Source organism: Actinomadura gamaensis (assembly GCF_042652125.1).
In the GTDB taxonomy this organism is placed as follows: Bacteria; Actinomycetota; Actinomycetes; order Streptosporangiales; family Streptosporangiaceae; genus Spirillospora; species Spirillospora gamaensis.
This window is the reverse complement of the sequence record NZ_JBHSIT010000016.1, coordinates 111,145-123,666: the sequence shown is the minus strand read 5'-3', so window position 1 is coordinate 123,666 and position 12,522 is coordinate 111,145. Positions and strand designations below refer to the sequence as shown.

At 72.2% G+C, this 12,522-nt stretch carries 13 protein-coding genes; 6 read left to right on the top strand and 7 right to left on the bottom strand.

The features are described from left to right. Positions 1–33: 33 nt before the first annotated feature. The 3 genes from ACFPCY_RS39020 (at position 34) to fahA (ending at position 4,202) form a co-directional block, all read left to right on the top strand. On the top strand, positions 34–1,848 hold the full coding sequence (locus ACFPCY_RS39020; protein WP_378264173.1) for a hypothetical protein: 1,815 nt from the start codon (positions 34–36) through the stop codon (positions 1,846–1,848). A 119-nt stretch (positions 1,849–1,967) separates the two neighbouring features. After that, positions 1,968–2,774 carry a hypothetical protein gene (locus tag ACFPCY_RS39015; RefSeq protein WP_378264171.1) on the top strand — a complete coding sequence of 269 codons (807 nt, stop codon included), beginning with the start codon at positions 1,968–1,970 and terminating at the stop codon, positions 2,772–2,774. Positions 2,775–2,990: 216 nt separating this feature from the next. Beyond that, a complete protein-coding gene (gene fahA / locus ACFPCY_RS39010; protein ID WP_378264169.1) occupies positions 2,991–4,202 on the top strand; it encodes a fumarylacetoacetase in 1,212 nt (403 codons plus the stop codon). Between the two features lie 129 nt (positions 4,203–4,331). Here fahA and ispF read toward each other — a convergent pair whose 3' ends face one another. Together ispF and ACFPCY_RS39000 are read right to left on the bottom strand one after the other, a co-directional pair. Continuing rightward, positions 4,332–4,802, bottom strand: a complete 471-nt coding sequence (ispF, locus tag ACFPCY_RS39005; protein ID WP_378264167.1) for a 2-C-methyl-D-erythritol 2,4-cyclodiphosphate synthase — start codon at positions 4,800–4,802, stop codon at positions 4,332–4,334. Between the two features lie 25 nt (positions 4,803–4,827). Beyond that, positions 4,828–5,310, bottom strand: coding sequence for a CarD family transcriptional regulator (locus ACFPCY_RS39000; RefSeq protein ID WP_026414839.1), 483 nt, complete (start codon positions 5,308–5,310; stop codon positions 4,828–4,830). 424 nt (positions 5,311–5,734) lie between these two features. Here ACFPCY_RS39000 and ACFPCY_RS38995 point away from each other — a divergent pair, with 424 nt between their 5' ends. Next, on the top strand, positions 5,735–6,496 hold the full coding sequence (locus ACFPCY_RS38995; RefSeq protein WP_378264165.1) for a hypothetical protein: 762 nt from the start codon (positions 5,735–5,737) through the stop codon (positions 6,494–6,496). 159 nt (positions 6,497–6,655) lie between these two features. Continuing rightward, the gene (locus ACFPCY_RS38990; protein ID WP_378264163.1) at positions 6,656–7,648 is read left to right on the top strand and encodes a hypothetical protein; all 993 of its coding nucleotides are present in this window, start codon (positions 6,656–6,658) and stop codon (positions 7,646–7,648) included. A gap of 69 nt (positions 7,649–7,717) precedes the next feature. Here ACFPCY_RS38990 and ACFPCY_RS38985 read toward each other — a convergent pair whose 3' ends face one another. From ACFPCY_RS38985 to ACFPCY_RS38975, 3 genes are all read right to left on the bottom strand, one after another. After that, complete coding sequence (locus tag ACFPCY_RS38985) at positions 7,718–7,846, bottom strand: hypothetical protein (RefSeq protein WP_378264161.1); 129 nt, start codon at positions 7,844–7,846, stop codon at positions 7,718–7,720. 157 nt (positions 7,847–8,003) lie between these two features. Further along, on the bottom strand, positions 8,004–8,687 hold the full coding sequence (locus ACFPCY_RS38980; protein ID WP_378264159.1) for a response regulator: 684 nt from the start codon (positions 8,685–8,687) through the stop codon (positions 8,004–8,006). 40 nt (positions 8,688–8,727) lie between these two features. After that, on the bottom strand, positions 8,728–10,023 hold the full coding sequence (locus ACFPCY_RS38975; RefSeq protein WP_378264157.1) for a sensor histidine kinase: 1,296 nt from the start codon (positions 10,021–10,023) through the stop codon (positions 8,728–8,730). A gap of 300 nt (positions 10,024–10,323) precedes the next feature. Here ACFPCY_RS38975 and phoU point away from each other — a divergent pair, with 300 nt between their 5' ends. After that, the gene (gene phoU, locus ACFPCY_RS38970; RefSeq protein WP_378264155.1) at positions 10,324–10,986 is read left to right on the top strand and encodes a phosphate signaling complex protein PhoU; all 663 of its coding nucleotides are present in this window, start codon (positions 10,324–10,326) and stop codon (positions 10,984–10,986) included. Positions 10,987–11,122: 136 nt separating this feature from the next. Here phoU and ACFPCY_RS38965 read toward each other — a convergent pair whose 3' ends face one another. Together ACFPCY_RS38965 and ACFPCY_RS38960 are read right to left on the bottom strand one after the other, a co-directional pair. Continuing rightward, the gene (locus ACFPCY_RS38965) at positions 11,123–11,875 is read right to left on the bottom strand and encodes a phosphoglyceromutase (RefSeq protein WP_378264153.1); all 753 of its coding nucleotides are present in this window, start codon (positions 11,873–11,875) and stop codon (positions 11,123–11,125) included. Between the two features lie 133 nt (positions 11,876–12,008). Next, entirely contained in the window at positions 12,009–12,482 is a 474-nt protein-coding gene (locus ACFPCY_RS38960; RefSeq protein ID WP_378264252.1) for a type III secretion system chaperone family protein, read from the bottom strand. Positions 12,483–12,522 lie beyond the last annotated feature (40 nt).

The window sequence follows — 12,522 nt, the reverse complement described above, 5'->3', positions numbered from 1 at the left end:
CCGCCGATCCCCCTCCTCGAACCACGAGCCGCGATGTCGCCCGAAGCGCCCCCGTCCCTGCCGCGCCGCCTCCTCACCTTCTCCGCCGCCGTCCTGGTGACCCTGCTGACAGCGGCCGCATGCGCCCTGACCTGGGACGTCCTGCGCGCCCTGGCCGAGGCCGGCAAGATCGACCACCGCTGGTCGGCCGTCTACCCGGCCGCCGCCGACTCCCTTCTCGTCCTGACGCTGCTGTCGCTGCTGGCGGCCCGCCACGCCCGCTGGTGGACGCGCGGCCTCCGCTGGCTCCTCCTGCTGCTCCTCCTGGCGGGCCTCTCCTGGGCCTCCTTCCAGCACGCCGTCTGGGGATACGAATCCCTGCCCGCCAAGCCTTTGCGCGGCACCGTCGCCGTAGCCCCGCACGTCATGCTCTTCATCGGCGTCTGGCTGTGGCTGACCACCCTCCGCATACTCCGCCGGTCGGCGACGAAGGCACGGCAACGCCATGCCCCCGCCCCAGAAAGCCCGGAACCCCCGGACCACCACGAATCCGAGAACCACCCGGAAACCGAGCAGCCCGAACCGCCGCCTCATCCCGAGCCGACGCCCGAGCCGGCCCCCGAGGCGGCACAGGCTCTTCACGAATCTCCTCTCCGCGTCTTCTTCCCCGACGAGGAGCACCCGGCCGACGCCCCCGACGAACACGAACCGGCAGCGCACCGGGATGCCTCCGACTCGTCCACCGACGAAGCACCTTCGGACGCCGACCACCCCACCCCGCAGGCCACCGACCCCGACGTCTCGGAGCCAGCGGCCGTCTTCGACTCCGATGACGCGGACACTCCACGCCTGGGAACCCCGGTGCTCAGCTCCTCGGCGTCCGAAGCCTCGGCATTCGACGCAGCACCCTCATCTTTGAAGACCATGCCCGCGCTGAGCACGAGCCCCTCAGTCGTGGACGAGCCCCCGAGCGACGAGCCGTCCGTCAACGCCCCGCACGCAGACGAGCACCCTGGGGACGGGCCGAGCACTCCCAAGACCCTCGAAGTGCCCCTGGCCACGGTCGAACTCCAGGCGAGCGAGCCCAGCACGATCAAGCCAAGCCCGCTCGAGCCCCTCCCCGTCGGCCCCCGCACGAACGACCTGGGCGCGCACGACGCGGGCGCGGACGCCCTACATATGGACGCCCCACGCACAGACGACCCACGCACGAACGTCCTGCACACGCACGACGCTCACACGCACGAGCCTCACACGCACGAGCCTCACACGCACGAGGCGCGCACGAACGCCCCACGCACGGAGGAGGCGGGCACGGACGAGGCGAGCGCAGACGAGCTGAGCGCGGATGGACTCGTTGGTGCGCGCGTTTCCGCTGCGGGCGGGGGCGTTGCGGACGAAGCCGCGGCGGAGGAGCCTGTCGTCGAGGTGCTGGCGACGGAAGGGGCGCACCGCGTTGAGAGTGCTTCGCTTGAGACGGCGGAGACGACTGCTTCGGGCGCGACCGCGCGGCGCGAGCGGGCGCGGACGGGTGGCGTGACCCATCCGCAGGCGACCGGGCGTTCGGGCATGCCTTGGGCGGGAACTTCCGCAGCTCTGCCGGACGCGGCGGAGGACGACAACACCGACCCGCCCGTCGTGGATCGTGCGGAAGACCCCGATGCCGGGGACGACGACCCCAGGCCCAGCCGGGGACGGCACGCCTACCGGCGGTCCGCTGCTCCGGCCGTTCCGAAGCCGTTGCCGCCCAGGGACACGCCGCTCTCCGCCCCGGTGCCGGACGACGTCAAGCAGGACGAGTCGCTCTCCTGGGACTGGAGTCCTCCGTCCAGCACGCTCCGCAGCTCGCCCACGCCCCCTGCTGACTGACACCTCCTCGCTGCCTCGGATGAGGGTGGCGTTCGGGACGGGTCCGGTGTGGTCGGTGCGGCTCGGGTGGTCCGGAAGTGGTCGGATGGGGGCGGCGGCGCGCGGGTACGACTTCCGGCATGGGTCAACTGTTCGCTGGGCTCGTGGACGACGCGGCGCTGTTCCCGCCCGCGCGGGAGTCGCTGGAGACCGCGCTGCCCGCGTATCGGGCCGCGGTCGATGATGCGGTGATCGGCCGGTTCCTGTGCCCCGCCTCGCGGGTCGCCGAGCTGCGGACCCAGCTGCTGGCCGAGGACCTCCTCGATCTCGTGGTCATCGCCGACACCGGCGTGGACGGGTTGCCGAAGGCGCTGGAGGACGTGGCGTCCGAGCCCCGGGTGCGGCTGCGCGGGATCGAGATCGCCCTGCCCGAGGACGCGGACCAGGCACGGGCCGCGACGGTCACCATCGCGTCGCTGCCCACGGAGGTCACCGCGTTCCTGGAGGTGCGGCGGGCGGTCGGCTGGCACATGGTGGTCGACGGGATCGCCGCCGCCCGGGAGGCCGGGGCGCAGGTCGGGGCCAAGCTGCGGACGGGCGGGGTCACCGCCGACGCGTTTCCGTCGCCGGAGGAGGTCGCGGAGTTCGTGGCCGCCTGCGCGGAGCGGCACGTGCCGTTCAAGTGCACGGCGGGCCTGCATCATGCGGTGCGGCATACGGATCCGGAGACGGGGTTCGTCCACCACGGGTTCGTGAACATCCTGCTGGCCGCGGCTCACGGTGGAAGCATCGAGGATCTCGTGATGATCGATCCGGTCGCGGTCGCCGCACAAGTGCGCGCCCTGACCGAGGACGAGCGCCGGACGGCCCGGCGCCTGTTCACCGCGTTCGGCTCCTGCGACATCGACTCTCCTCGCTCGGACCTGGCCGATCTCGACCTGCTCTGAGGTGGTGCCGCAGGGCGACCGGGCCTGCCTGGGCCACAGAGACGCCCAAGTGTTCCGGCCGTGCCGCCCGCGCGCGCCGACGACACCGCGGAATCCGACCGCAGCTCCCGACGCGCCAGGACGCGTCGTTATCCGGCCACTAGACCTTCCGAAGCCGGGAGGGCCGGAAGAAATCGGGGGTTGGTCGAGCGGGATCGCCGGGGAAGGATGGGGCTCATGACATGGCTTGAGGTCGACGAGGACAGCGGCTTTGGCATCGAGAACCTGCCGTACGGGGTGTTCCGGCGGGACGGGGCGGCGGCGCGGGTCGGGGTCGCGATCGGGGACCGGGTGCTCGACCTGGCCGGGCTCGGCGAGGCGGGGCTGGTCGAGGATCGCGGATGGTTCGCCGCGGACGCGCTGAACGGGTTCATGGCGGCCGGGCGGACGGCCTGGCAGGCCAACCGTGCGCGGATCCGGGAGCTGCTGACGGACGCGCGGCACCGGGACGCGGTGGCGCCGCACCTGGTTCCGGTCGCGGACGTCGAGCTGCTGCGCCCCTTCGAGGTCGCCGACTACGTGGACTTCTACTCCTCCGAGCACCACGCGACGAACGTCGGACGGATCTTCCGGCCGCAGGGCGAGCCGCTGATGCCGAACTGGAAGCACCTGCCCGTCGGGTACCACGGGCGGGCGGGGACGGTGCAGGTCTCCGGGACGCCGGTCGTGCGGCCGTGCGGGCAGCGGAAGGTCGCGCCGTCCGACGCCGCGCCGTCGTACGGGCCGTGCCTGAAGCTCGACATCGAGGCCGAGGTCGGGTTCGTCGCGGGGGTGCCCTCGTCGCCGGCGCGGCCCGTGCCGCCGCGCGCGTTCCGCGATCACGTGTTCGGGTTCGTGCTGGTCAACGACTGGAGCGCGCGGGACCTCCAGGCGTGGGAGGCGCAGCCGCTCGGGCCGTTCCTCAGCAAGTCGTTCGCGACGTCGATCTCGCCGTGGGTGGTGCCCATCGAGGCGCTCGAAGCCGCGCGGGTGCCCTCGCCCGCCCAGGACCCGGCGCCGCTGCCCTACCTGCGCACCGACGAGCCGTGGGGGCTGGACCTGCGGCTGGAGATCCTGATCAACGGGCAACCCGTCTCGCGGCCCGGGTTCGACGGCATGTACTGGACGCCGCCGCAGCAGCTCGCGCACGCGACGGTGAACGGCGCGTCGCTGCGCACCGGCGACCTGTTCGCGTCCGGGACCGTCTCGGGACCCACGCGCGAGGAGCGCGGCTGCCTGCTGGAGCTGACGTGGAACGGCGCCGAGCCGCTCGAACTCCCGGACGGCACGAAGCGCACGTTCCTGGAGGACGGTGACACCGTCACCATCCGGGCGTCCGCGCCGGGAGCGAACGGAGCGACGATCGATCTGGGCGAGGTGACCGGCACGATCCGTCCGGCGCACTGCTGAAGGTCTCATGCCTTCGAGCCTGCGGGACCGGACGGGCCCCCGCATCGTTACCCACGAGTTGTGGATAACCCCGCCCCGGACGCGACGACGGAACCGCTGAACCCGCCGGACACGCTCGCCGGAAAGGCGTCAGGACTTGGGGAAGACCAGGGCGTTGGCCAGCGCGGCCAGCCCTTCGCCCCGTCCGGTGAGGCCCAGGCCATCGGTGGTGGTCGCCGAGACGCTGACGGAGGCGCCGTTCAGGGCCTCCGAAAGGGTCTTGGCGGCCTCGTCGCGGCGCTTGCCGATCTTCGGGCGGTTGCCGATCACCTGGACGGCGACGTTCCCGATCAGCCAGCCCGCCTCGTCCACCAGGCGGGCGGTCTCGCGCAGCAGGGTCACCCCGGACGCGCCCGACCACCGCGGGTCGGACGTGCCGAAGACCTTGCCGAGATCGCCCAGCGAGCAGGCCGACAGCAGCGCGTCGCAGATGGCGTGCGCCGCGACGTCGCCGTCGGAGTGCCCGTCGAGGCCGGTGCCCTCGCCGGGCCATTCGAGGCCCGCCACCCAGAGGGGACGGTCATGGGAAGCGAACGGGTGGACGTCGGTACCGACGCCCACCCGTGGAAGCTGACGACTCACCTGATCAGCTGGCCAGCACCTCGTCGAGGAGGGCCTCCGCCTTGTCCTCGTTGGTCTTCTCGGCGAGCGCGAGCTCGCTGACCAGGATCTGGCGCGCCTTGGCCAGCATGCGCTTCTCGCCGGCCGACAGGCCGCGCTCCTTGTCCCGGCGCCACAGGTCCCGGACGACCTCGGCGACCTTGTTCACGTCACCGGAGGCGAGCTTCTCAAGGTTGGCCTTGTAGCGGCGCGACCAGTTGGTGGGCTCCTCGGTGTAAGGTGCGCGCAGCACCTCGAACACCTTCTCCAGACCCTCCTGGCCGACGACGTCACGGACACCCACGTCCTCGACGTTCTCGACCGGAACCTGAACTGTCAGGTCGCCCTTGTCGACCTTCAGGACCAGGTAGGTCCTTTCCTCACCCTTGATGGTGCGAGTCTCGATGGCCTCGATCCGAGCAGCCCCATGGTGGGGGTAGACGACGGTGTCGCCGACCTGGAAAGTCATGTGACAAGTACCCCTTCCGCTAGAACGAGGATAGCACGGACCTCGGGGTGACCGCACCGGCCTTCGCGACAAATCCGCAGGTCAACCCCCTAATTGGGACCTTGACAAAGCACCTTGATAGTGCATCGGGGGCACGTTTACCGGCCCTGTCGAGCACTCCGCCGCGCCCCGGCCGCAGGCCGCATCACCCCTTGTCACCGCACGTCCGAGCATGATCACGAAAGGATCTCGGGGCGACCGCGGGGCCTTTCTTGCGTCCCCTTCGCGCCGTTCTGCCGCTCCCCCCTGTCAGATGGCCGACCGCGACCCATACTGGGAGGTGAACATGCCGGGCGGTGCGGGTACAAAGCGTCCGAAAAAGAGCGAAAGGGGCGCAGCGGGCGGAAGCGTCTCGGCGGGACACGGGTGACAGGAGAGGTGCGGCGTGAGGCCAGACGGCGACTCCGAGCACGACGACTACGGGCTCCCTCACGTCGACGTCGTGGTCCCCGACGACGCCCGCGACCTGGACCGCGACGTCATCGCCTACCGCCGCGAGCTGCGCCGGCTGCGGCGGCGCGCCCGCATGGAACGGCTCACGGGGCCGTTCGCGCGGTTCGGCGTCGCCATCCCGATCATCACCGGGGCGCTGCTGATCGCGCTGGTCAGCGGCGTGCTGATGACCGCGCTCGGCACCCGCCCCGAACCCCGTCCGGCCCGCGCCGCGCTCGCCCCGCACCCGACCGCGCCCCCGGGACAGAAAGGCGGATTCCTCCCGGCCGGGGACGTCACCGCACCGCCGTCCGCGAAGGTCCGTCACCTGAGCGACCTGCGGCCCGGCGTGATCGCGATCGCCTCGCCCCGCTGCGACTGCTCGGCGGTCGTCGCCGACCTCGCCAAGCGCACGCAGGAACTCCGCTTCAGCCTGTGGCTCGCGGCCGACCGGCGCGGCGCCACCGAGTCCGCCGCCGAGACGCTCAAGTCGCTGCGCGCCCTCGCCGGAAGCGCGCACGACGGCGACCCCATCGTCCTGGACGACGCGTCCGGCATCCTCGCCCGGACGTACGCCAACGACGCGAACGGGCGCCCCGCCACCGGCCTGACCGCGGTGTTCGTGGGGAACGACGGCGTGGTCTCCGACATCCGCACCTCGGCGCGCCCGGGACCGGAACTGACGGACCTGCTCAAGGCCGCCGCGCCCAGATGAGCCGAACCGGGCCCTCCCGAGCATCGGACGTCCGAAACGCCGGAGGCGAACCCGCCCCCCGGATCCGAACGGGGGCCACCTTCTCGCTAGGCTGCCCTTCGGCGTTCGTCACGCCGAAGCCTCAACCGCTTGCAACCCTTTCGCGAGGAGATCGTCGCCGTGATCCGTAACAGCCGTCGAGTGGTCGCGCTCGCCTTCGCGGGCGCCGTCGCCATGGCGCCGGTGCTCTCCGGCTGTGGAGCCGGCGAGGAGCCTCAGACGGCGGCGCCGACGCAGCTGACCGAGGGCGTCAACGCCTGGGTGCCCAAGAACGAGCCGGCCAGGCCGCAGGTCAGCATCCGCAACATGTTCCTGCTCGGCCCCGAGCCCGACAAGGCGCTCCCCGCCGGATCGTCGGTCCCGCTGTACGGGACGCTGATCAACGAGGTGCCCGGACGCGCCGACCGGCTCGTCTCGGTCAGCGCCCCCGAGTTCGGCCAGGCCAAGCTCGCCTCCGACGGCGTGGTGCTGCCTCCGGCGAAGGAGCGCGGCATGGGCTCCGCGGTCTCCCTGCTCGGGACGGGCGCGGCCGGCCACCCCACCACGCCCGGCCACGTGACCCCGTCGGGCACGCCGTCCGGCAAGCCGACCGGGACGAAGCCGAGCAAGCCGGGCACCAAGCCGTCCACCGGCGCCCCGACCACGCCCGCCTCCGGCAACCCGACCGCTCCGGCGTCGGGCTCGCCGACCGCTCCGGCCTCGGGTTCGCCGACCGCCCCGGCGTCCGGCGCGCCGACCACTCCGGCCGGCGAGTCGCCGTCCGCGCCCACCTCCGGCGAGGCGACCCCGGCTCCCGGCGGCAAGTCCCCGCTGGTCGTGCTGACCCAGGCGAACAAGCAGCTGCTCGGCGGCGAGGCGATCCAGGTGACGCTCCAGTTCGAGAAGGCGGGCACGGTGACGCTCACCGTTCCGGTCATCCCGCAGCAGAACGAGTTCAGCACCTACGTCGCGGTCTCGCAGAGCACGCCGTTCAACCCGACGCCGTCGACCGGCCCGTCCGGCAGCGGCGAGCCGACCGGCTCGACCACGCCGACCAGCCCGGCGACGCCGAGCGGCAGCGCCACCCCCGGCAGGTCCGGCGAGCCCGAGGGAACCCAGACCCCCGCCGCCTGACCCCACCGCACGACCGAAAAGGCCCGCGCCGTCCTCAAGGACGGCGCGGGCCTTTCCCCATCCCGCCCACTACGCCACCCGCCCGTCCCCGATCCACAAGCCCAGCGCTTCCGCCACACCCAACGCGTCCGGCGCGTCCGGCGCGTCCGGCGCGTCCGGCGCGTCCGGCGCGTCCGGCGCGTCCGGCGCGTCCGCCACACCCGACGCGCTCGGCGTGTCCGGCGCCCCGCAGCGTTCGCGCCCGGTAGCGCGCCTCGCCGCTGGAGTGAGGAGCTGGTCGAGCGCGCCACATGCGGGTATGCGGAAACGGCCGCGGGCAGGTGCCGGCGGCCGTTTCCCTCGGGCAGGCGGCGGGTTACGGCTCGAACTTGTAGCCGAGGCCTCGCACGGTGACGATGTGCCGGGGCGTGGACGGGGCGTCCTCGATCTTGGCGCGCAGGCGCTTGATGTGGACGTCGAGGGTCTTGGTGTCGCCCACGTAGTCGGCGCCCCACACGCGGTCGATAAGTTGCATGCGGGTGAGGACGCGGCCGGCGTTGCGGAGCAGGACCTCCAGGAGCTCGAACTCCTTGAGGGGAAGCTGCACCGAGTCGCTGTTGACGCTCACGACGTGGCGCTCGACGTCCATCCGGACCGGGCCCGCCTCCAGGACGGCCGGGGCGAGCTCCTCGCCCGCGTCGCCCTGGCGGCGCAGGACGGCGCGCATCCGGGCGATCAGCTCGCGGGTCGAGAACGGCTTGGTGACGTAGTCGTCCGCGCCCAGTTCCAGGCCGACGACCTTGTCGACCTCGCTGTCCTTGGCGGTGAGCATGATGACCGGGACGTTGGACTTGGCGCGCAGTTCGCGGCACACCTCGGTGCCGGGCAGGCCCGGCAGCATCAGGTCGAGCAGGACGAGGTCGGCGCCGTTGCGCTCGAAGATGTCCAGCGCGTCCGGGCCGGTGGCCGCGACGGCGACCTCGAAGCCCTCCTTGCGCAAGGTGTACGACAGCGCGTCGCTGAAGGACTCCTCGTCTTCCACGACGAGCACTCGGGTCACGGTGTTGCCTCCCGGGCGGTTCTGGGCCGGCGCGCGGATCTCATCGCGTCCGGTCCTCGGGGGTCGGGTGGGATGGTGTGAGGCCTGGGGCGGCCGACAGCGCGGACGGGCGGGACGCGCCCGTCCCGCCGTTCGCGTCGCCGGGTTCGCCGGGGACGTCACCGGGGGTCTGTTCGCCGGCGTCGGCCGGCGTGGCGGCGGGGTTCAGCAGCGGCAGCCGCAGGGTGAAGGTCGAGCCGGAACCCTCCTTGCTCCAGACGGTGACCTCTCCGCCGTGCTTGCTGGTGACGTGCTTGACGATCGCCAGGCCGAGGCCGGTGCCGCCGGTCTGCCGGGACCGCGCCGGGTCCACCCGGTAGAAGCGCTCGAAGATCCGTTCCAGGTCGCCCTCGGGGATGCCGATGCCCTGGTCGGTGACGGTGATCTCGACGTGCTGGTCGTCGGCCTGCCGGGTCGCGACGACCACGCGGGTGTTGTCGGGGCTGTAGGCGACGGCGTTGTCGATCAGGTTCCGCAGCGCGGTGACCAGCAGTTCCTCGTCGCCGCGGACGCGGAATCGGTGCCGTCCGCCCGCGATCAGCTCGATGTTCTTGGAGCCCGCCCGGATCTGCGAGCGGTCGAGCGACTCGTCGATCACCTCGTCGAGCTCGACCGGGTGCAGGTCGGGCAGGGGCTCCTCGCCCTGGATGCGGGACAGGGTCATCAGATCCTGGACGAGGTTGGTGAGCCGGACCGACTCGTGCTGCATCCGCCCGGCGAACCGGCGGACGGCCTCGGGGTCGTCGGCGGCGCCCTCCACGGTCTCGGCGAGCAGCGACAGCGCGCCGACCGGGGTCTTCAGCTCGTGGCTCACGTTGGCGACGAAGTCGCGGCGGATGGCCTCGACGCGGCGCATCTCGGTGAGGTCCTCGGCGAGGACGAGGACGAGGCCGTGCGAGCCGAGCGGCGCGACCCGGACGGCGAACCAGCGGCCCTCGGCGCGCGAGCGCGACCGGGACGGCCCGACCTGGATCTCGGTCTCCCGGATCTCGCCGTCGCGGCGGACGAGGCGGGCCATGGCGAGCAGCTCGTCCACGACGAGCCGGTCGTCGCTGACGAGTCCGAACGCGCGCGCGGCGGAGCTGGCGCGCAGCACCCTGTCCTCGGCGTCCACGACGACGCCCGACGATCTCAGGACGCTCAGCACCGACGCTATCCCCGGCGGCAGCCCGCCCTGGGGCTGCGCCGGGGGCACGGTTCGCTGGGCACGCTCGCTCACCCGTACCGCCAATCCAGTCGCGAGTCCGATCGCGAGCCCGGCGAGCCCGGTCAGACCTGCGACAACCTCGACCTCCACATCTGGATCGTAGGTGGCGAACGAGGCCGCCCCACACCATGGGGGTGCCGGAGCGTGAGCCGTTAGCCCAATGTTCACCTCTTCATCCGTGCGGGTTCACGCCGGTAGGGCAGGGTGTGGCGTGGGCGAGTACGCCCCGCCCCTCGGGACGTTCCGGGGCACGGGACCGTGCGCGACGGCCCGTGCGGGCGGCGCGCTCCGGTCGCCCGCGACCCCATCCCGAGCGGGCGGCGCGACGCCGCCCGGGCACCATCGAGCCGGCCTCCGGGCCGGCCCTCCCCGGAATCCGAGGTTCTAGCCTTGCGCGACGTTTACCACGAGGAACTCGACTCCCTCGCCGACAAGCTGGTCGAGATGACCCGCCTGGTCCGGTCGGCGATGTCCCGCGCGGTGACCGCGCTGCTGGACGCCGACCTGCGGCTGTCGGAGGAGGTCATCACCGCCGACGAGCAGGTCAACAAGATCGACACCGAGATCGAGGAGACCGTCTTCGACCTGATGGCCCGGCAGCAGCCGGTGGCCGGCGACCTGCGGACCCTGGTCACCACGCTGCGGATGAGCAGCGACCTGGAGCGCATGGGCGACCTCGCCGTCCACATCGCCAAGACCGCCCGCCGCCGCCACCCGGAGTCGGCCGTGCCGCCCGAGCTCCAGTCCACCGTGCTGGAGATGGGGCAGATCGCCGAGCGGATGATCGCCAAGGCGGGGTCGGTGATCGCGTCCCGGGACGTCGAGATGGGCCTCGAACTGGACGCCGACGACGACCAGATGGACCGCCTGCACCGCCGCCTGTTCGACATCCTGCTCTCCCCCAAGTGGAAGCACGGGGTCGAGCCGGCCGTGGACATCACCCTCGCCGGACGGTACTTCGAGCGGTTCGCCGACCACGCCGTCCACGTCGCGGAGAACGTCGTCTACCTCGTCACGGGCCAGCGTCCGCAGGAGATCGTCGAGGCCGGCTGACCTTCCGCCGCGCCGCCCGGCGCCGCCCCGAGCCGACCGGCCGGCCCATGGAGAAGAAGCCCGCCGCGTCCTCCCCAGAAGGACGCGGCGGGCTTCGCCGTCCGTTCAGCGGCCCCCGGCGCTCAGCCGGCCGGGGTCACTTCTTCTTGGCGCCCTGGTTCTTGACCGCCTCGATGGCGGCCTTGGCGGCGGCCGGGTCGAGGTACTCGCCGCCGCGCTTCAGCGGCGCGAAGTCGTCGTCCAGCTCGTAGACGAGCGGGATGCCGGTGGGGATGTTCAGGCCGACGATGTCCTCGTCGGAGACGCCGTCCAGGTGCTTGACCAGGGCGCGCAGCGAGTTGCCGTGCGCGGTGACGAGGACGGTCCGGCCGTCGGCGAGGTCCGGGACGATCGCGTCGTACCAGTAGGGCAGCAGCCGGTCGACGACGTCGGCGAGGCACTCGGTGCGCGGGATCAGCTCGGACGGCAGCGACGCGTAGCGCAGGTCGTTGACCTGGGACAGCGGGTCGTCGTCCTTGATCGGCGGCGGCGGGGTGTCGTAGGAGCGGCGCCAGATCATGAACTGGTCCTCGCCGTACTCCTCGCGCGTCTGGGCCTTGTTCTTGCCCTGGAGCGCGCCGTAGTGCCGCTCGTTCAGCCGCCACGACCGGCGGACCGGGATCCACAGCAGGTCCGCGACGTCCAGCGCGATGTTGGCCGTGCGGATGGCCCGCTTCAGCAGCGAGGTGTGCACCACGTCGGGGGTGATGTCGGCGTCGAGCAGCAGGTCGCCGCCGCGCGTCGCCTCGCTCTCGCCCTTGGCGGAGAGGTCCACGTCCACCCAGCCGGTGAACAGGTTCTCCGCGTTCCACACACTCTCGCCGTGCCGCAGCAAAACCAGGGTCGCCATGACAGCAGAGCCTAGCGGTCGACGCCGCCGCGACCGAACGGGCCCCGAACCCGCCGCGCCCGCGGCGGCCGGACACCCCGGCCCCCGAACCCGCCGGTCAGTGCGGTCGGTGCGGGCGGCCCGGGCGGTGGGGTCAGCGGTTGGCGGGGTCGGCGAAGGACGCGAAGGCGCGCAGGTTCGCCAGGGACTCGCCGCGCTTCACGCGCCAGTCCCATTCCTTCTGGATGGACGTCTTGAAGCCGCGTTCCAGGGCCTTGTCGAAGTTCTCGTCCGAGTAGGTGAGGACGCAGCCGAGGAGCCGGTCGATCTCGTCCGGGGTGACCGAGTGGACCGGGACGCGCCCGACGATGTAGACGTCGCCGACCTCGTCCAGCGCGAACGACATGCCGTACATGCGGCCGTTGCGTTCCAGGAGGAACCGGTAGAACTCGGCGTGGTTCTCGTCCGGCCGGCGGCAGAAGAACGCCTCGACGTGCAGGCTGTGGTCGCCGACGATCAGCCAGGTCATCGTGGCGAGCTTGTGCTGGCCGGGCAGCTTCACGAAGAACGCGTCCTCGCGCGGCGTGCTGTACTCCAGCTCGGCGGCCTTCAGCGTCTCCTCGATCACCGCGACGGGATCGCTCGCCGCGGAGCCGGAGTTCGAGGAG